Here is a 17,160-nt window from a genome sequence, read left to right on the forward strand (position 1 = left end):
CAGGCCTCCCAAAACGGCAGACAAGAGATCATCGGGCGTTTTCAATCGCTGCCAACCTGCCAAACGGAAACCAGACCGTCAAGAAACAACTTCTCGCGACCCATTTTTTCAAGGTTGCCAAGGAGCGGAAAAGCTTCATATCCCAAGGATTTGAGCCATGCGGCCGCGGCCGACCCTAGCCCGAACGGCAAGGACGTGCCGGGCGCCTTCCACTCGATAATCTCAAGCTCCTTGTCGACCTTGCGGCCGTTCAGAAAGGAGCGGATCTCTTCATCGCCGCCGAGTTCGTCGACCAGCTTCAGCTTGAGCGCCTGGCGGCCGGTAAAGATGCGCCCGTCGGCAAGCTGCCGGGCTTCGTCGCGCGGCATTTTCCGCCGGTCGGCGACCAGATCGATGAACCAGTTGAGACTATCATCGATCATCGCCTGGATCACGGCCTTGGCGTCGTCGCTCGGCGGGTGGAAAGGCGAAGGCTCGGCCTTGAGTGGCGCCGATTTGATCTCCTCGAGCGAGACGCCGACCTTGTCCATCAGGGTCTTGATCTGCGGGTATTGGAAGAGAACACCGATCGAACCGGTGATCGAGGTCTCGCCTGCGATGATGCGGTCGCCGGCAAGCGCGATCATGTAGCCGGCCGAAGCGGCCAGCGTGCGAATATCGGCGACGACCGGCTTCTTGGCTGCCACCTTGCGGATAGCCTTGAACAGCACTTCGCCTCCATAGGTGGTTCCGCCCGGCGAGGTAATGGTGACGACCAGCGCCTTGACGGCATTGGTTTCGGCGATGCGATCAAGGCGCTCCAGCAGTTCGCGGTCATCCTGGACGATCCCGGAGATATGGACCCGCGCGATGTGTGGTCGGCTGAAAGCGCCCGTCTGCCCCGCGGTCGAATAGACATAGGCCGCGATGCCGGCGCAGAGTATCAGAGCGATGGACACGAGCCGCCAGAAACCGAGTTTCCGCCGAAGCTGCCGCCGGTCGGCGATAGCGAGTTGATCCATGACTTTCCTCCTCTTCAAGGCCGGGACAAACCGCCCCTTGCACGAAACGAACAATCCATAACTGCGGCACCGCCACGTTGTAACCCGGTTTGAACAAAATTCGAGCCTCCATTGTCGCGGAACAAAAAAATCTCCATATTCAGGGCCACTCACATCGTCGGCCCAGCAGGTCCTCTGTGCATTTGCGCCGCGATGATTTTGAACGACAGGCTATTTCATGTTGAATGACGTGCAATTTTCCGGCGCCTTGCCGCATTCGGGGCCGCCCCTCGCCGACGCTTATACGGTGGCCGCGCGCCATTCCCGGCTGGTCAAGCGGCTGAAGATCATCCTGCCGCTGCTGGCTGTTCTGATCGGCGCAATTTTCGTCGCCGTTTCAGTGGTGCGTGCCTTCCTGCCGGAAAACCTGCAGATCGAAAATGCGACGATCGAAAACGGCAAGATCGTCATGCAAAATCCGGCAATCTCCGGCCGCAACAAGCAGGACATCAGCTATTCGATGAAAGCGGTGCGCGCGCTGCAGGACATCGCAAATCCCGATATCATCACGCTTGAGACGATCCATGCGGAGATGCCCGTCAACGACACGCTGATCGCCACCGTCGAGGCGACCAGCGGTATCTACGATCGCGGCGGCAACACATTGAATATGAATGCGCCTTTCAGCATCAGCATGAACAATGGCATCGTCGCCGATTTTCAGACGGCCTATCTCGACATCAATGCCGGCGAGATGGAAACCAGGAAGCCGATCGCAATCAGCATGAACGGCGGTTCCATTGTTGCACAGTCGTTGAGAATGACGGATAAGGGGCGCATTGTTACATTTGAAGGCATGGTGAAGGTCGTCGTCGATCCCAAAACCATTCGCAAAACCGCCAACTAGAAAAACCGGTGCACATATGTCGGCTATTTCCGCCTTTTCCTTTCGGCTTGCCGGAACATTCATTCTCTTGAGCCTTTTTGCCGGCACCTCCGCATCTCCAGTCGCCGCCCAGGAGACGAAGAGCAAGATGAAGGGGCTCGAACTTTCCAACGACGAGCCGATCCAGATCGAGAGCGACAAGCTCGAAATCAAGGACCCCGAAAGCAAGGCCATATTCACCGGCAATGTGAAGGTCGTTCAGGGAACGACGACGTTGCAGGCCGGCAACATGGTTGTCTATTACAAAAAAGGCGGCGGCGCGATTTCCAGCGGCAATGCCGATATCGACCGCATCGAGGTCGACAAGAAGGTGTTCCTGCAATCGGGCACGCAGCAGGCGACGGCCGATAGCGGCGAATTCAACTTGACGGCGCAGACGCTGGTGCTGAAGGGCAAGCAGGTCGTTCTGTCGGAAGGCAAGAACGTCTTCACCGGCTGCCAGTTGAACGTCCAGATGGATACCGGCGAAGCGCAGCTCGAAGCTTGCGGCGGTCGCGTCCAGATTCAGCTCGATCCGAAGTCCCAGAAAACGAACTGATGCAGACGCCGACGTGAACATCCCCTTCCTTCACAAACACAAGCGGGCCGGCAAGCACGACGCGGCCGTACCGGCCCGCGTCGTCGACAAGGCGCGCTACGAAGGCACGCTGATTGCGCGCGGCCTGACGAAGGCCTATCGCGGACGCCGGGTCGTCAATGGCGTGTCGCTGGTCGTGCGCCGTGGTGAAGCCGTCGGCCTTCTCGGACCCAACGGCGCCGGCAAGACGACCTGTTTCTACATGATCACCGGCCTGGTGCCGGTCGATGAAGGCTCGATCGAGATCAACGGCAACGAAGTCACCACGATGCCGATGTATCGCCGCGCCCGCCTCGGCGTCGGCTATCTGCCGCAGGAAGCCTCGATCTTTCGCGGCCTGACCGTCGAGGAGAATATCCGCGCCGTTCTCGAGGTTCACGACAAGAACCGCGACCGGCGCGAGAGCAAGCTCAATGAGCTGCTCGGCGAATTCAACATCTCCCACTTGCGCAAGTCGCCTGCCGTGGCGCTTTCGGGTGGCGAACGCCGCCGCCTGGAAATTGCCCGGGCGCTCGCAACCGACCCGACCTTCATGCTACTCGACGAACCCTTCGCGGGCGTCGATCCGATTTCGGTCGCCGATATCCAGGCGCTGGTGCGGCACCTGACATCGCGCGGGATCGGCGTATTGATCACCGACCATAATGTCCGCGAGACGCTCGGCCTGATCGATCGCGCCTATATCATCCATGCGGGCGAAGTACTGACGCATGGGCGCGCCAACGACATCGTCACCAATGCGGATGTCCGCCGCCTTTATCTCGGCGACAATTTCAGCCTTTGAGGCTCGTTCTCTCTATTTCATGGTAAACGAAAATAGCGGCGGCAGACAAAAATCTGCCGCTTCCGGGACATTTCTCTTGACCGTTCGCCGGATTTGCGCAAATTTTGCTCACCCGCCGATGCTGCAGCGCAATATACCGACAGCAACCACCGGGTTTCGCAGGTTCCGATGACATCGACCCGGAGTATCGCAAGCCGAAAGCGGGCTCCGCCGTGCCGCTTTGCGCATTTTATATGCCTATTGCATAGAAAAATGCCCGACCGCCTCGATATTCATCTTATTTCCCATGAGTGCTTGACCAAACCTCATTAATAAGCAATTTTTGGGCCAGTTGAAGAATTGGCGAATTCACTCCGCAAAAGATGAACGCCGGCTCGGAGAATTGAGGGGAGTTTCGCGTCCGCATGGCCCTGTCAGCCAGCCTCTTCCTGCGTCAAAGCCAGACCCTGGCAATGACCCCGCAACTGATGCAGTCCATCCAGCTGCTGCAGATGACGCATTTCGAGCTGAACCAGTTCATCGAGCTCGAAGTCGAGAAGAATCCGCTGCTCGAATTCGCCGCGAATGACGACGCCTCCGGCGGAACGGACCGCCTCGGCAAGGACGAACTCCATATCACACCCGACGAACGCAGCGAGCGCGACAGCGGCGATACCGCATCCTTCGACCCGATGGGCGACGTCTACGACAGCACGACATCTGCGACCGGCGAACGGATGAGCGAGCAGCTCGACGCCAATTTCGAGAACGTCTTTCCCGACGACACGACGCCGCAGCGGGCGGATGCGCCGGAATTGCTCAGCCAGTGGAAATCCATGCCGGGTGGCGGCGAGGGCGAAAGCAGCGACGGCTACGATCTCGACGATTTCGTCGCCAACCGCGTGACGCTGCGCGATTTCCTCAATGAACAGGTGCCGTTCAGCGTGCACGGCGCGGCCGACCGGCTGATTGCCCAGCATCTGATCGACCAGCTCGACGAGGCCGGCTATCTGCATGCCGATATCAGCGAGATTGCCGAACGGCTGAGCTGCGCGGTGGCCGATGTGGCGCGGGTGCTCGACAGCCTGCAGCAGCTCGATCCGCCCGGTGTTTTCGCTCGAACCCTGAGCGAGTGCCTGGCCATCCAGTTGCGCCTGCGCGACCGGCTCGACCCCGCCATGGCGGCGCTGCTCCAGAACCTGGAACTGCTTGCCCGGCGCGATTTCGCCAGCCTGAAGCGGATTTGCGGCGTCGATGAAGAAGACCTCATCGACATGCTGGCGGAAATCCGCAAGCTCGATCCGAAGCCCGGCACCAGTTTCGAGGCAAGCCCATCGGAGGCGATCGTTCCGGATATCGTCGTGCGCCCCGCACAGGACGGCAGCTGGGCCGTGGAGCTCAACCCGGATACGCTGCCGCGCGTGCTGGTCAACCAGACCTATTACGCGACCGTTTCCCGCCACGCGCCGAAGAACAGCGCCGACCATGCCTTCCTGACCGAATGCCTGCAGACGGCCAACTGGCTGACCCGCAGTCTCGACCAGCGCGCCAAGACAATCATGAAGGTGGCGACCGAGATCGTTCGGCAGCAGGACTCCTTCCTCGTCAACGGTGTCGATCATCTGCGGCCGCTCAACCTGAAGACCGTCGCCGACGCCATCAAGATGCATGAATCGACCGTCAGCCGCGTCACGTCGAACAAATACATGCTGACGCCGCGCGGGCTGTTCGAGCTGAAATACTTCTTCACGGTGTCGATCGGATCGGCCGAGGGCGGAGACGGACATTCTGCGGAATCGGTGCGCCACCGCATCCGCAACATGATCGTGCTGGAAAGCCCGGACGCCGTGCTTTCAGACGATGATATCGTCGACATCCTGAAGAAGGGCGGTGTCGATATCGCTCGCCGGACGGTGGCGAAATACCGGGAGGCGATGAACATCCCTTCCTCTGTCCAGCGCCGCCGCGAAAAACGGGCGATGGCCAAGGTCTCCGCCTGACCAGGCGATTTCCCACAGAGCAGGGCTGGCCAACGCTCCGTGCCTACCACGAAAGGCGCGTCCCGGACATTGTCCTCGCTATTCCAGCGTTCAACAGGACCGACCTTGTTAACTCTTCGTTTGACTTTTCGAACAACCTGAAGTATGAGGCGGCCGCAATGAGCAAGGGGCTTAGAGCCCGCCGTAAGCATATCCCTCCAAATCTTGGCCATTAGACGCAAAATTCGCTTGCGTGCGTGAAATGCTTGGATGACGGATGCGGTTGGAATAGACTGGCTGCGCAAATCACGAAAAGAGAGGAAACTCCATGAGTGTGCGTGTATCCGGTAAACATATGGAAATCGGCGAAGCGTTCCGTCTGCGCATTGAAGACCAGATCGAACAGGCCGTAACCAAATATTTTGACGGAGGATATTCAAGCCAGGTCACCGTGGAAAAGTCTGGATCCCGTTTCAGCGCCGATTGCAAGATTCACCTGGATTCAGGTGCTGCCTTGCAGGCCAACGGCCAGGCGAATGACCCGCAAGCTGCGTTCGACGCGGCATCCGAGCGGATTGCCAAGCGCATCCGCCGGTACAAGCGCAAGCTCAAGGATCACCACAATGGCAATGGTAATGCAGGATTTGCCGAAGTAGCCTACACCGTGATGGATTCCGTGCCCGATGAAGACGACGAGCTTCCGGATAATTATGCACCGACGATCGTCGCGGAGAGTTCAAAACAACTGAAGACGATGTCTGTCGCAAACGCCGTGATGGCGCTCGACATGACAGACGAACCCGTCCTGATGTTCCGTAGCCCTGGCAATGAGCAGTTGAATATCGTCTATCGACGCAACGATGGAAACATTGGCTGGATCGATGCAGCCAATATCAAGGGCTGAGTGGATCAGATTGAGTGCCGGCTCGCCGGCGCTCAATCGACCGCTTTTTTCTGGTGGTGGATGCAGGCGAGACCGTTGACGGTCCGTCAGGAACCACCGAGAAAGATGGATGGAGCCGCCGTCCGGCATTGCCTGCCGGACGCGGTTTTCACCGGCGAACGAGGACAAAAAGAATGGCATTGGCAGGTTTGCTGCAGCAGAATGCGATACTTCCAGCCATGAAGGCCAATTCAAAGAAGCAGTTGCTTCAGGAATTGGCGGCAAAAGCATCCAAAATCACTGGACTTCCCGAACGGGAAATTTTCGACGTTATTCTCCAGCGTGAACGATTGGGTTCCACCGGTGTCGGCAACGGCATCGCGATCCCCCATGGCAAGCTCGCCCACCTTTCGTCGATCGTCGGCATTTTCGCGCGGTTGGAATCTCCGGTCGATTTCGAAGCGCTGGACGACCAGCCGGTCGACCTCGTCTTCCTGCTTCTGGCGCCCGAAGGCGCCGGCGCCGATCATCTGAAGGCGCTGTCGCGCATCGCCCGTGTTCTGCGCGATCCCGATACGGTCGCCAAGCTGCGCGCAACGGATTCGGCCTCCGGCATCTACGCATTCCTCAGCGACGACCAGGCTTCCAACGCGGCCTGATCCCCGCCTCAATACAGCTTCTGCTGGTTGAGGTGGTCTATGAATATGCGGAAGAGCTCCGCCTGGCTGGAAATGGCCAGGCGCCGATAAATATTCTTTCGGTGAATGCGCACCGTACCTTCGGAAATTCCAATAGTTTCGCCGATCGACGCATTGCTGTGGCCGCGCAAGATGAGCCGCACGATGTTGCGCTGCTGCAGTGTCAGCCGTTCCGCAGGCAGCAAGATGGGGCTTTCGTTTCTATTTCCATATCCCTTATGGGATATCGACAGCCGCCTCGCCGTCAACAATAATCCTCGCAATGATAAACGAGGAGAACGGCGATGGCAGGCAGACTTTCCGGAAAGACGGCATTGATCAGTGGAGGCGCTGGAGGCTGCGGCCTTGCCGCTTCCCAGCTTTTCGCCCGAGAAGGCGCCCGGGTCGGCATTGTGGATCTGCCGCGCAGCAAGGGCGAGGAGGTCGCGGCCGCGATCCGCGCCGAGGGCGGGCAGGCGGTCTTCGCGCCGGCGGACGTGTCCGTATCCTCCGAGGTGAAATCGGCGGTGAAAGCCGTTGAGGATGCTTTCGGGCCGATCACCGTCCTCTTCAACCATGCCGGCATCCTAGCAGTCGGGCCGTTCCTTGAGACAGAGGAAGACGAGTGGGACCGGCTGATGGCCGTCAATGTGCGCTCGATGTTCCTGATGACCAAGGCCGTGCTGCCCGGCATGCTGGCGGCGGGTGGCGGCAGCATCGTCTCCACCTCCTCGATCTCCGCCGTCGCCGCGACGCCGATGGAAGTGCTGTACGACACGACCAAGGGCGCCTGCCACATGTTCGCCCGCGCCATCGCCGTTGAATTCCGCGACCGCGGCATCCGCTCCAACGCCGTCTGCCCCGGCTTCATCGCCACCGACCACGGCAAGCGCGAGCTGGTGGGTCTGACAAAATATGGCGTCGATGTCTCCGACGCGGCAATCGCTGCCCAGCAGGGCCGGATGTGCGACCCTATGGAAGTGGCGCAGGCGGCGCTGTTCCTGGCAAGCGACGAATCCAGCTTCGTCAACGGCACGCATCTTTTCGTCGACAACTGCTTCACGGCCGTCTGAACAACAAAGGGGAGAACGGGAACATGATGGACGCAGGCGGACACTGGCGAAACTGGGTGGGAAATCAATCGTGCATCGTTCGCCACAGGGGGGCGCCCGAGAGCGAAGCGGCACTTTCGGAAATGGTGCGGGAGGCGACGTCGAACGGACTGAATGTCCGCTGTGCCGGGTCCGGTCATTCCTTTACCCCGGTGGCGCTGACCAGCGGGCTGCATCTGACGCTATCGAAGCTGCAGGGCATCACCAATATCGACACGGCGCGCAAGCGCGTTTCCGTCCATGCCGGCACGACGATCAACACGCTCGGCAAGGCGCTTAAAGCAAACGGCCTATCGATGATCAACCAGGGCGATATCGACAGCCAGGCGCTGGCGGGCGCTCTGACCACCGGCACGCACGGCACCGGCTTGAAGCTCGGCAACATGGCCTCGCAGATCGTCGGCATGCGGCTGGTGCAGCCTGACGGCAGCATTCTGGCGATCGACGACAGCCAGCCGGATATGCTGAACGCCGCCCGTGTCTCCCTCGGCATGCTCGGCGTCATCTCCGAAATCACACTGCAGGTGATGGACAGCTACAATCTGCATGAGAAGCTCTGGCGCTGTACCTTCGACGAATGCATGGAGAGCCACGACGATCTCGCCGCCAACCACCGGCATTTCGGCTTCTTCTGGTGTCCGGTGCCGGAAAGCCGGCATTGCTACTGCCTGCCGGACACATCATCGGTCTCAACGACGACAAGCCTCTCCGATGTCTGCGAGATGAAGACGATCGACATCACCGGCCGGCCGCCGATGGAAAGCGCCTTCGAGAAGATCGCCTATTCCTCGGAGATCTACCCGATCGAATACGTTCCGAATTTCCACGAGCTGGAATATGCCGTGCCGGTCCGATACGGCAAGCAGGCCTGCATGGAAGTGCGCAAGCTGATGCTGGAAAAACACCCGACCTGCATCTATCCGATCGAATACCGCTTCACCGCTGGCGACGGCGGCTGGATCAGCCCGTTCTTCGAGCAGGATTCGATCACGCTCTCGGTCTCCGGCGAGCCGGGCACGGACTACTGGAATTATTTGAAGGACGTTGACGATATCCTGCGCCAATTCGGCTCGCGCCCGCATTGGGGCAAGCTGCATTTTCTCGGCGCAGAGGATGTAACAGCGCTTTATCCGCGCTCGGGGGATTTTAGGGCGCTGCGGGCAAAGCTGGATCCGGAGGGGCGGTTTTTGAACGACCATCTGCGGCAGTTGTTCGGGTAATTTCGGGCGGAGCATGCCGAGGCCCACCCCCCCTCTGTCACTGCGTGACATCTCCCCCTCAAGGGGGGAGATCATTCTTTTCCCTTTATACGCCCTGAAGCCAATGGCAATCTCCCCCCTTGAGGGGGAGATGTCGGCGTCGCCGACAGAGGGGGGTTCCACGGCACATAGCCGGCTGCCCGTGTCTCAACCCGCCGGCGTCTCTTCCGCTGCAACCGCCTTCGGGCCGCCCTTGGCGACGCCGACCATGGCGGGGCGGAGCACGCGTTCGCCGATGGTGTAGCCGTCCTGGACCACCTGGACGACGGTGTTGTTCGGCACTTCGGTGTTCGGAACCTCGAACATCGCCTGATGGAAATTCGGGTCGAACTTCTGGCCGACCGGTTCCAGCTTCTGTACGCCATGGCGCTCAAGCGCCGAAAGCATGGCCCGCTCAGTCATTTCCACGCCTTCGACCAGCGCGTTGAAGCCCGCATCACCCGCCTGGCGCGCTTCGGTTGGGATGGCATCAAGCGCGCGGCGCAGATTGTCGGAGACGGCCAGCATGTCGCGGGCAAAGCCGGCGACGGAATAGGACTTCGCGTCCTTGACATCGCGCGCGGTGCGGCGGCGCAGATTGTCCATCTCGGCAGCAAGCCGCAGGTAACGGTCGCGATAATCAGCGGCTTCGGCCCTGGCGACTTCCAGGGGATCGGGTTCGACAGCGGCGGCTTCGACCTGCTCAGCGGCAGCGTCAGCGTTCACCGCGGCTTCTTCGGCTGCGTTGGCATCTGCTGCATGTTTGTTCGTGTCGTCGGTCATGACGGTCTCCGGAATGTCGCTATGTTAGGATTTGCAGCCGATATCGAGCTTTGAAGGGGAAAAATCAAGGGTTCAATCGAACGAGCGCGGCAAAAACCGGCGTTTCGGGTGTGATCATCGCGACAGCCGCGACATCAATTGCGCGGTATAGTCCACCATCGGCACGATGCGCGAATAGTTGAGCCGGGTCGGGCCGATGACCCCGACCGCGCCGATGATCTTGTCGTCGCCATCCTTGTAGGGCGCGACGATCAGCGACGAGCCGGAAAGCGAAAACAGCTTGTTTTCCGAGCCGATGAAGATGCGAACCCCAGGCCCGCTTTCGGCCAAGTTGAGAATTTCGATCAGGCTATCCTTCTTTTCCAGATCGTCGAACAGCATGCGCAGCCGGTCGATATCCTCGGCACCGGCAAGTCCCTCAAGCAGGTTGGCGCGGCCGCGGACGATCAGCTTGGTCGGGTTTCCTTCCGTTTCACTGCCCGCCCAGATGGCGAGGCCCCGCTCGACGAGGTCTTGGCTCAGCGTATCGAGTTCGCGCCGGACGGTTTCCTTGACCTTCTCCAGTTGGCTACGCACTTCGGGCAGCGTCTGGCCGGCGAGATGCGCATTCAGGAAATTGGCGGCCTCGGTCAGCTGCGAACTGGTGACGCCCGCGGGAAGCTCGATGATGCGGTTTTCGACCTGATCGTGTTCGCCGACCAATACGGCAAGCGCCTTGGTCGGCGCCAGGCGCATGAATTCGACATGTTTCAGCACCGGATCGCTCTTGGCCGTGATCACCAGCCCTGCCCCGCGCGACATGCCCGACAGCATCTGGCTCGCTTCGTTCAGGAGGGTCTCGACGGGCTGGTCGCGATCGTTGCGGCGCACGTGCCGGTCGATCGAGGCACGATCCTCGGCCGACAGGTCGCCCACCTGCATGAAGGCATCGACAAAAAAGCGCAGGCCGATCTGGGTCGGCAGACGACCGGCGCTGATATGCGGGGAATAGATCAGGCCGAGATCTTCCAGGTCGCTCATGACGTTGCGCACGGAGGCCGGAGACAGCGACATCGGCAACAGCCGCGACAGGCTACGGGAGCCGAGCGGCTCGCCGCTTTCCAGATAGCTCTCCACGATACGACGGAAAATTTCGCCCGAACGCTCGTCGAGCGCGATCAGCCTTTCCCGCATCGCAGATTTATCCACCATCATTCGAACGCAAAACCCATTCTGTTCAGATCAACTGAAATATAGTGATCCCGGCCCGGATAGCAAAAGGGAAATTGGCCCGGAAGCCTTCGCCTCCAGCACTTGCCCGGTCATTTGTTCTTTTCCTCGCAAGTGATTTCCCTTCCTCCCAACATAGGCTAGAAGGCTGACAAACATCACAGGAGTTCATGATGCGGCCTTCCGGCAGAAAAACCGATCAGATGCGCAAAGTCTCGTTCGAGCGCGGCGTTTCCAAACATGCCGAGGGGTCCTGTCTCGTCAAGTTCGGGGATACGCATGTGCTGTGCACCGCGAGCCTTGAAGACAAGACGCCGCCGTGGCTGCGCAACAGCGGCAAGGGCTGGGTGACAGCCGAATACGGCATGTTGCCACGCGCCACCGGCGAGCGCATGAAACGCGAGGCCGCCAGCGGCAAGCAGAGCGGCCGCACCCAGGAAATCCAGCGGCTGATCGGACGCTCACTCAGGGCCGTGGTCGACCTGCAGGCGCTCGGCGAACGCCAGATCTCCATCGACTGCGACGTCATCCAGGCCGATGGCGGCACCCGTACCGCCTCCATCACCGGCGCCTGGATCGCTCTGCGCGACTGCCTTGCCTGGATGGAAGCGCGCAACATGATCAAGGTCGAGAAGGTTCTGAAGGACCATATCGCCGCGATTTCCTGCGGCATCTTTGCGAACCAGCCGGTGATCGATCTCGATTATCTGGAAGACTCGGCTGCTGAAACCGACGCCAACTTCGTCATTACCGGCTCGGGCGGTATCGTCGAAATCCAGGGCACGGCGGAAGGCAAGCCTTTCTCGGAAGAGGAATTCGGCACGCTGATGGGCCTTGCCAAGAACGGCATTGCCGAGTTGGTCGCCCTGCAGAAGCGGACGATCGAGGGCTGAGCCATGGCCGCGGCATTCGAAGGCATACTTGAGACGGCGCTCTATGTTGACGATCTCGACCAGGCGGAGGCGTTTTATGGCTCCGTTCTCGGGCTCGAAAAGATCAGCCGCGCCGGCAACCGGCATGTCTTCTTTCGCTGCGGTCCCGGCGTTCTTCTGATCTTCAACCCGGCGGAAACGGTGAAACCGCCGCCGGAAAACGGCCTGCAGGTGCCCCCGCACGGCACGCGCGGGCCGGGGCATATGTGCTTGCGGGTATCTACCGGGGACCTCGATGCCTGGAAAGAAAAATTGAAGGCGGCCGGGATCGCGATCGAATCAGATGTGCATTGGCCGTCGGGTGCACGGTCCTTCTATTTCCGCGATCCGGCCGGAAACAGCCTGGAATGCGCCGAAGCCAGACTCTGGAATATAGATTGACACAAGGCTGAACGGCCCGGATGAGAAAGACGCAGATGCGCAAACTTGAAGACAAGACCCTGATCGTCGCCAGCCACAATGCCGGCAAGATCCGCGAAATCCGCGACCTGATCGGCCCACTCGGTTTTGAGGCGAAATCCGCCGCGGACCTCAGTTTCGTCGAGCCGGACGAGACCGGCACGACCTTCGAGGAAAACGCGACGATCAAGGCGCTGGCCTCCGCGAAGGCCTCGGGCCTGCCCGCCCTTTCCGACGATTCCGGGCTTGTCGTCGATGCGCTGAACGGTGATCCGGGCGTCTACACAGCCAATTGGGCGGAGACCGCCGACGGCACGCGCGATTTCGCCATGGCCATGGAGAAGGTCGAAACCGCCCTTCAGGAAGCGGGAGTAACTGCATTCAACCGGCGCACCGGCCGCTTCGTCTCGGTGCTTTGCCTCGCCTGGCCGGACGGACATGTCGAACTGTTCCGTGGCGAGGTCGAAGGCCACATCGTCTGGCCGCCGCGCGGGACGCAAGGATTCGGCTACGACCCGGTCTTTCAACCGCTCGGTTACGACACCACATTCGGTGAAATGAGCGCCGACGCGAAACACGGCTGGAAGCATGGCGATACGGAAGCGCTGTCGCATCGCGCCCGCGCCTTCAAGCTTTTTGCCGAGACCTGCCTCGGCGCCTGAAAGAACCAAGACAGAATGGCCACGTTCTCCTCCATTGGTGACAGCACCGACCCCGGCTTCGGGGTCTATGTGCATTGGCCTTTCTGTGCCGCCAAATGCCCCTATTGCGATTTCAACAGCCATGTACGGCATCAACCGGTCGATCAGCCGCGTTTCGTCTCGGCGTTCCTGACCGAAATGGCTGAGGCCCGCCGGCTTTCCGGTCCGCGCACGGTCACCAGCATCTTCATGGGCGGCGGCACGCCGTCGCTAATGGACCCGGAAACGGTCGAGGCGGTGCTGAACGGCATCGCCAAATTCTGGCACGTGCCTGACGGCATCGAGATCACCATGGAAGCCAACCCTTCCAGCGTCGAGGCAACGCGCTTTCATGGTTACAGGGCTGCCGGCGTCAACCGCGTTTCGCTTGGCGTTCAGGCGCTGAACGACCGGGATCTCAAGTTCCTTGGCCGGCTGCACAATGTCGAGGATGCGCTGAAGGCGATCGGGCTGGCGCGCGACATTTTTCCGCGCATGTCCTTCGACCTGATCTATGCCCGCCCGAACCAAACTGTCGAGGAGTGGGAACAGGAGCTGAAACAGGCGGTCTCCTACGCCGTCGATCACCTGTCGCTCTATCAACTGACGATCGAGGAAGGCACGCCCTTCTACGGCCTGCACAAGGCGGGCAAGCTGATCGTTCCGGATGGTGAGCAGTCGGCCGTGCTCTACGAGGCGACGCAGGAGATTACCGAGGGCTTCGGCATGCCGGCCTACGAGGTGTCCAATCATGCCGCCCCCGGCGCCGAAAGCCGCCACAACCTGACTTACTGGCGCTATGGCGACTATGCCGGCATCGGTCCCGGTGCGCATGGGCGGCTCAGCATGGGCCGAAACAAGATCGCCACCGCCACCGAGCGCAAGCCGGAAGAGTGGCTGAGACTGGTGGAGGAGCACGGCCACGGCATGATCGACCAGGAGGTTCTCGGCCTCGACGAACAGGCCGACGAACTGCTGCTGATGGGGCTGCGACTGAAGGAAGGCATCGACCTCGTGCGCTGGCAGAGCCTGTCCGGACGCGAGCCCGATCCTGATCGCGAGCAGTTCCTGATCGAGCACGGCTTCATCGAGCGTCTGGGCAATTCCCGCCTGCGCTGCACGCCCGCCGGCATGCTGATCCTCGATGCGGTGGTCGCCGATCTCGCCTGCTGAGGCCCGCCTTATTCAAACTGGACGAGATATTTCCGAAGCAGCCTGTCAAGCGCTGCCTGCTCTTCCGGCTCCAGAAGCGCGGTCAGCCGATGCTGGTTGGCGACATGGGCGGTGACGGCGCGCTCGACCAGATCGAGCCCCTCCGGCTTCATCGCAATCAGCACGCTGCGCCGATCCTCGGGATTGGTCAAGCGCTCGACAAGGCCCGCTTTTTCCAACTGGTCGATGCGGTTTGTCATCGTGCCCGAGGTGATCATCATCGTCGCCAGCAGATCACCGGGCGAGAGGCGATAGGGCTTGCCGGAGCGCCGGAGCGCCGCCAGCACATCGAAACTCGCGGAAGACAGGCCCAGTTCCAGAAATGTCTTTTCGACCTCGCGCCCGAGATAGGTCGCCAGCCGCGCCAGGCGGCCGAGCAGGCCCATCGGCCCGACATCGAGGTCGGGGCGTTCCCTGCGCCACTGTGCCAGGATCCTATCGACATGATCGTTTTCCATGTTCATCGTCCTAGCTAGGAAGATTTCATCTTGACGTCAAGATAAATGGCGCTATCCTGATCTTATCTTGAAATCGATATACTTGAAATGAAGATAAATTCCGCCTCCTCCGCCGATATCGCCCTGACCGCCATTGCGCCAGCCATCTGGGGCAGCACCTATCTGGTCACCACAGAATTCCTGCCGCATGGATATCCGCTCACGGTTGCCATGCTGCGTGCCCTGCCCGCCGGTATCATCCTTCTGTTGATCGTCCGGCAGCTACCGCAGGGCATCTGGTGGCTCCGAAGCTTCATCCTTGGTGCGCTCAATTTCTCGTTCTTCTGGGCGATGCTGTTCGTCTCCGCCTACCGGCTACCGGGCGGCGTCGCCGCCACCGTAGGCGCCATCCAGCCGCTGATCGTCGTGGTGCTGGCGCGCCTGCTGATCGGCTCGGCAATCAGGCCGCTCGCCATCGTGGCAGGCTCTGTCGGCATGGCCGGGGTCGGCCTTCTGGTGCTGACGCCGTCGGCGGCACTCGATCCCATCGGCATCATTGCCGGGCTGGCCGGTGCGGTATCGATGGCCTTCGGGACGGCGCTGACGCGGCACTGGGCGCCGCCTGTCTCGAGTCTGACCTTCACCGCATGGCAATTGACGGCCGGCGGCTTGCTCCTGCTGCCGGTTGCGCTCGTCCTCGAACCTGCCCTGCCGACGCCGACACTGGCAAATGTCCTCGGCATGGCCTGGCTCGGCCTCATCGGCGCTGCCTTCACCTATCTCTTGTGGTTTCGTGGCCTGTCAAAACTGGAGCCAGCGGCCGTCGCGTCACTCGGCTTCCTGAGCCCGCTGGTGGCAACGTTGCTTGGCTGGGGCATGCTCGGTCAGAACCTTTCACCGGCTCAGATCATCGGCATGGTTGCGGTGCTGGCGAGCGTCTGGCTGGGACAACGGGCGCAGATGGCGCGGCGGCCCGGAGCGCCCGCCGTCGCGGCACCAGTCAGCCCCTAGCGGCCTTTTGCTCCGCCGCCGGAGCCACCCGACTGTGGTCAAGCCCACTCGCCCTTGCGCATCACCGGAACCCTGGCGCCATCCGCGCGAACGCCGTCGATGTCGACCTCACCGGAGCCAATCATCCAGTCGATGTGGATCAGGCTCGAATTGCCGCCCCGCGTCTTGATCTGCTCCGCGCTGAGCGATGCGCCGTCGAGGAAACATTTCGAATAGCACTGGCCAAGCGCGATGTGGCAGGAGGCATTTTCGTCGAACAGCGTGTTGTAGAACAGGACGCCGCTGGCCGAAATCGGGGAGGAATGCGGCACCAGTGCCACCTCGCCGAGACGCCGCGCGCCCTCGTCGGTATCCAGCACCTTTTTCAGCACTTCCTCGCCCTTGGTGGCCTTGGCCTCGACAATTCGGCCGCCTTCGAAACGGACCTGGATATTGTCGATCAGCGTGCCCTGATGCGACAGCGGCTTGGTGCTCGACACATAACCCTCGACGCGCAGTGCATGCGGCGTGGTGAAGACTTCCTCCGTCGGGATGTTCGGATTGCAGGTGATGCCATTTTTCGCCGTCGACGCGCCGCCGTGCCATTCATGGCCGTCAGCCAGGCCGACGGTCAGGTCCGTGCCCGGGCCGGTGAAATGCAACGCCGAAAAACGCTCACCGTTCAGCCAGGACGACCGCTTGGCGAGATTGGCATTGTGCTCGGCCCAGGCCGCGATCGGGTCCTCGACATCGACGCGCGAGGCGGCGAAGATCGCATTGGCGAGCTTTTCGACGGCAACAGCTTCGGGATCACCCGGAAACATCTGCTTTGCCCAGGCCGGGTTCGGATAGGAGACGATGTTCCAGTTGATGTCGAAATTGGAGATCTTCTCCAGCGCCGGCTTGTAGGCGATCGAGTTCGCCTTGTTGGCGCGAGCGACCTTGGCCGGGTCCTGCGCCGCCAGCATCATCGGGTTGTCGCCGGAAATGGCGAGACGGGCGGCATTCTTGCCGTAAGCCTTGGCCATGCCGTCATAGAGCCAGTCCGTCGCCCGGTCGAAGCTCTCGTCCGGCGCATGCTGATAGCGCGCAAGCGTCGTTTCCTCGTCCGAATAGAAGGTTGAGACCAGTCCGGCGCCGGCGATGTAGGCGTGCTTGGTTATCAACCGAACCAGCGGCAAGGCAGCGATCGGAGACGTGATCACCAGATCCTGCCCGCGCTCGAGCCTCAAGCCCACCTTGACGGCAACTTCGGCGAGCTTTTCCAGTTTGACGGGATCGACGGCTTGATGGGCGGGGGAATGGAAGGTCATCGCATATCCTGCTGGCTTGTTGGTCCGAACCACCTGTTTAATGCGCTTCG

Annotated in this window: 19 protein-coding genes; 13 read left to right on the forward strand and 6 right to left on the reverse strand. The window is 60.9% G+C overall.

Annotated elements, in window-relative coordinates:
• Positions 1–41: 41 nt before the first annotated feature.
• Complete coding sequence (gene sppA / locus ACSQ3F_RS04270) at positions 42–1,001, reverse strand: signal peptide peptidase SppA (RefSeq protein WP_436099084.1); 960 nt, start codon at positions 999–1,001, stop codon at positions 42–44.
• A gap of 217 nt (positions 1,002–1,218) precedes the next feature.
• Between sppA and lptC the strand changes: the two genes are divergently transcribed.
• The 6 genes from lptC (at position 1,219) to ptsN (ending at position 6,787) form a co-directional block, all read left to right on the forward strand.
• A complete protein-coding gene (gene lptC, locus ACSQ3F_RS04275) occupies positions 1,219–1,887 on the forward strand; it encodes an LPS export ABC transporter periplasmic protein LptC (RefSeq protein WP_436099085.1) in 669 nt (222 codons plus the stop codon).
• A gap of 16 nt (positions 1,888–1,903) precedes the next feature.
• Positions 1,904–2,464 carry an LptA/OstA family protein gene (locus ACSQ3F_RS04280; protein WP_436099086.1) on the forward strand — a complete coding sequence of 187 codons (561 nt, stop codon included), beginning with the start codon at positions 1,904–1,906 and terminating at the stop codon, positions 2,462–2,464.
• Positions 2,465–2,477: 13 nt separating this feature from the next.
• Entirely contained in the window at positions 2,478–3,287 is an 810-nt protein-coding gene (gene lptB, locus ACSQ3F_RS04285; RefSeq protein WP_436099087.1) for an LPS export ABC transporter ATP-binding protein, read from the forward strand.
• Positions 3,288–3,691: 404 nt separating this feature from the next.
• Complete coding sequence (gene rpoN / locus ACSQ3F_RS04290; protein WP_436099088.1) at positions 3,692–5,266, forward strand: RNA polymerase factor sigma-54; 1,575 nt, start codon at positions 3,692–3,694, stop codon at positions 5,264–5,266.
• Positions 5,267–5,573: 307 nt separating this feature from the next.
• Positions 5,574–6,149 (forward strand): ribosome hibernation-promoting factor, HPF/YfiA family, encoded by a 576-nt coding sequence (hpf, locus tag ACSQ3F_RS04295; RefSeq protein ID WP_436099089.1) that lies wholly within the window; start codon positions 5,574–5,576, stop codon positions 6,147–6,149.
• Between the two features lie 173 nt (positions 6,150–6,322).
• The gene (ptsN, locus tag ACSQ3F_RS04300) at positions 6,323–6,787 is read left to right on the forward strand and encodes a PTS IIA-like nitrogen regulatory protein PtsN (protein ID WP_436099090.1); all 465 of its coding nucleotides are present in this window, start codon (positions 6,323–6,325) and stop codon (positions 6,785–6,787) included.
• 8 nt (positions 6,788–6,795) lie between these two features.
• Here ptsN and ACSQ3F_RS04305 read toward each other — a convergent pair whose 3' ends face one another.
• Entirely contained in the window at positions 6,796–7,011 is a 216-nt protein-coding gene (locus ACSQ3F_RS04305; RefSeq protein WP_436099091.1) for a helix-turn-helix domain-containing protein, read from the reverse strand.
• Positions 7,012–7,110: 99 nt separating this feature from the next.
• On the opposite strand from ACSQ3F_RS04305, the gene ACSQ3F_RS04310 reads away from it, so the two are divergent.
• Together ACSQ3F_RS04310 and ACSQ3F_RS04315 are read left to right on the forward strand one after the other, a co-directional pair.
• A complete protein-coding gene (locus tag ACSQ3F_RS04310; RefSeq protein ID WP_436099092.1) occupies positions 7,111–7,878 on the forward strand; it encodes an SDR family NAD(P)-dependent oxidoreductase in 768 nt (255 codons plus the stop codon).
• 23 nt (positions 7,879–7,901) lie between these two features.
• On the forward strand, positions 7,902–9,137 hold the full coding sequence (locus tag ACSQ3F_RS04315; protein ID WP_436099093.1) for a D-arabinono-1,4-lactone oxidase: 1,236 nt from the start codon (positions 7,902–7,904) through the stop codon (positions 9,135–9,137).
• A 186-nt stretch (positions 9,138–9,323) separates the two neighbouring features.
• Here the strand turns inward: ACSQ3F_RS04315 and grpE are convergent, their stop codons facing one another.
• Together grpE and hrcA are read right to left on the reverse strand one after the other, a co-directional pair.
• Entirely contained in the window at positions 9,324–9,938 is a 615-nt protein-coding gene (gene grpE, locus ACSQ3F_RS04320; protein ID WP_436099094.1) for a nucleotide exchange factor GrpE, read from the reverse strand.
• Positions 9,939–10,052: 114 nt separating this feature from the next.
• Entirely contained in the window at positions 10,053–11,111 is a 1,059-nt protein-coding gene (gene hrcA / locus ACSQ3F_RS04325; RefSeq protein ID WP_436099095.1) for a heat-inducible transcriptional repressor HrcA, read from the reverse strand.
• 209 nt (positions 11,112–11,320) lie between these two features.
• On the opposite strand from hrcA, the gene rph reads away from it, so the two are divergent.
• The 4 genes from rph to hemW are packed head-to-tail and all read left to right on the forward strand — an operon-like array spanning position 11,321 to position 14,331.
• Positions 11,321–12,040 carry a ribonuclease PH gene (rph, locus tag ACSQ3F_RS04330; protein ID WP_436102034.1) on the forward strand — a complete coding sequence of 240 codons (720 nt, stop codon included), beginning with the start codon at positions 11,321–11,323 and terminating at the stop codon, positions 12,038–12,040.
• 3 nt (positions 12,041–12,043) lie between these two features.
• Entirely contained in the window at positions 12,044–12,460 is a 417-nt protein-coding gene (locus tag ACSQ3F_RS04335; RefSeq protein ID WP_436099096.1) for a VOC family protein, read from the forward strand.
• A 35-nt stretch (positions 12,461–12,495) separates the two neighbouring features.
• Positions 12,496–13,140 (forward strand): RdgB/HAM1 family non-canonical purine NTP pyrophosphatase, encoded by a 645-nt coding sequence (rdgB, locus tag ACSQ3F_RS04340; RefSeq protein WP_436099097.1) that lies wholly within the window; start codon positions 12,496–12,498, stop codon positions 13,138–13,140.
• A 15-nt stretch (positions 13,141–13,155) separates the two neighbouring features.
• Entirely contained in the window at positions 13,156–14,331 is a 1,176-nt protein-coding gene (gene hemW / locus ACSQ3F_RS04345; protein WP_436099098.1) for a radical SAM family heme chaperone HemW, read from the forward strand.
• Between the two features lie 8 nt (positions 14,332–14,339).
• Here hemW and ACSQ3F_RS04350 read toward each other — a convergent pair whose 3' ends face one another.
• Complete coding sequence (locus ACSQ3F_RS04350) at positions 14,340–14,834, reverse strand: MarR family winged helix-turn-helix transcriptional regulator (RefSeq protein WP_436099099.1); 495 nt, start codon at positions 14,832–14,834, stop codon at positions 14,340–14,342.
• A gap of 81 nt (positions 14,835–14,915) precedes the next feature.
• On the opposite strand from ACSQ3F_RS04350, the gene ACSQ3F_RS04355 reads away from it, so the two are divergent.
• Positions 14,916–15,818: an EamA family transporter gene (locus tag ACSQ3F_RS04355; RefSeq protein WP_436099100.1), complete on the forward strand. Its 903-nt coding sequence runs from the start codon at positions 14,916–14,918 to the stop codon at positions 15,816–15,818.
• A gap of 38 nt (positions 15,819–15,856) precedes the next feature.
• Here the strand turns inward: ACSQ3F_RS04355 and ACSQ3F_RS04360 are convergent, their stop codons facing one another.
• Positions 15,857–17,110: an aminopeptidase gene (locus tag ACSQ3F_RS04360; RefSeq protein WP_436099101.1), complete on the reverse strand. Its 1,254-nt coding sequence runs from the start codon at positions 17,108–17,110 to the stop codon at positions 15,857–15,859.
• Positions 17,111–17,160 lie beyond the last annotated feature (50 nt).

Source organism: Pararhizobium sp. LjRoot238, from assembly GCF_964252955.1.
In the GTDB taxonomy this organism is placed as follows: domain Bacteria; phylum Pseudomonadota; class Alphaproteobacteria; order Rhizobiales; family Rhizobiaceae; genus Pararhizobium.

Coding starts and splice junctions, on each gene's coding strand:
- hpf (WP_436099089.1), top strand. CDS start 5,574: ATGAGTGTGCGTGTATCCGGTAAACATATGGAAATCGGCGAAGCGTTC.
- ACSQ3F_RS04280 (WP_436099086.1), top strand. CDS start 1,904: ATGTCGGCTATTTCCGCCTTTTCCTTTCGGCTTGCCGGAACATTCATT.
- ACSQ3F_RS04315 (WP_436099093.1), top strand. CDS start 7,902: ATGATGGACGCAGGCGGACACTGGCGAAACTGGGTGGGAAATCAATCG.
- lptC (WP_436099085.1), top strand. CDS start 1,219: ATGTTGAATGACGTGCAATTTTCCGGCGCCTTGCCGCATTCGGGGCCG.
- ACSQ3F_RS04310 (WP_436099092.1), top strand. CDS start 7,111: ATGGCAGGCAGACTTTCCGGAAAGACGGCATTGATCAGTGGAGGCGCT.
- rph (WP_436102034.1), top strand. CDS start 11,321: ATGCGGCCTTCCGGCAGAAAAACCGATCAGATGCGCAAAGTCTCGTTC.
- grpE (WP_436099094.1), bottom strand. CDS start 9,938: ATGACCGACGACACGAACAAACATGCAGCAGATGCCAACGCAGCCGAA.
- ACSQ3F_RS04360 (WP_436099101.1), bottom strand. CDS start 17,110: ATGACCTTCCATTCCCCCGCCCATCAAGCCGTCGATCCCGTCAAACTG.
- ACSQ3F_RS04350 (WP_436099099.1), bottom strand. CDS start 14,834: ATGAACATGGAAAACGATCATGTCGATAGGATCCTGGCACAGTGGCGC.
- rdgB (WP_436099097.1), top strand. CDS start 12,496: ATGCGCAAACTTGAAGACAAGACCCTGATCGTCGCCAGCCACAATGCC.
- sppA (WP_436099084.1), bottom strand. CDS start 1,001: ATGGATCAACTCGCTATCGCCGACCGGCGGCAGCTTCGGCGGAAACTC.
- hrcA (WP_436099095.1), bottom strand. CDS start 11,111: ATGCGGGAAAGGCTGATCGCGCTCGACGAGCGTTCGGGCGAAATTTTC.
- rpoN (WP_436099088.1), top strand. CDS start 3,692: ATGGCCCTGTCAGCCAGCCTCTTCCTGCGTCAAAGCCAGACCCTGGCA.
- ACSQ3F_RS04335 (WP_436099096.1), top strand. CDS start 12,044: ATGGCCGCGGCATTCGAAGGCATACTTGAGACGGCGCTCTATGTTGAC.
- hemW (WP_436099098.1), top strand. CDS start 13,156: ATGGCCACGTTCTCCTCCATTGGTGACAGCACCGACCCCGGCTTCGGG.
- ACSQ3F_RS04355 (WP_436099100.1), top strand. CDS start 14,916: ATGAAGATAAATTCCGCCTCCTCCGCCGATATCGCCCTGACCGCCATT.
- ptsN (WP_436099090.1), top strand. CDS start 6,323: ATGGCATTGGCAGGTTTGCTGCAGCAGAATGCGATACTTCCAGCCATG.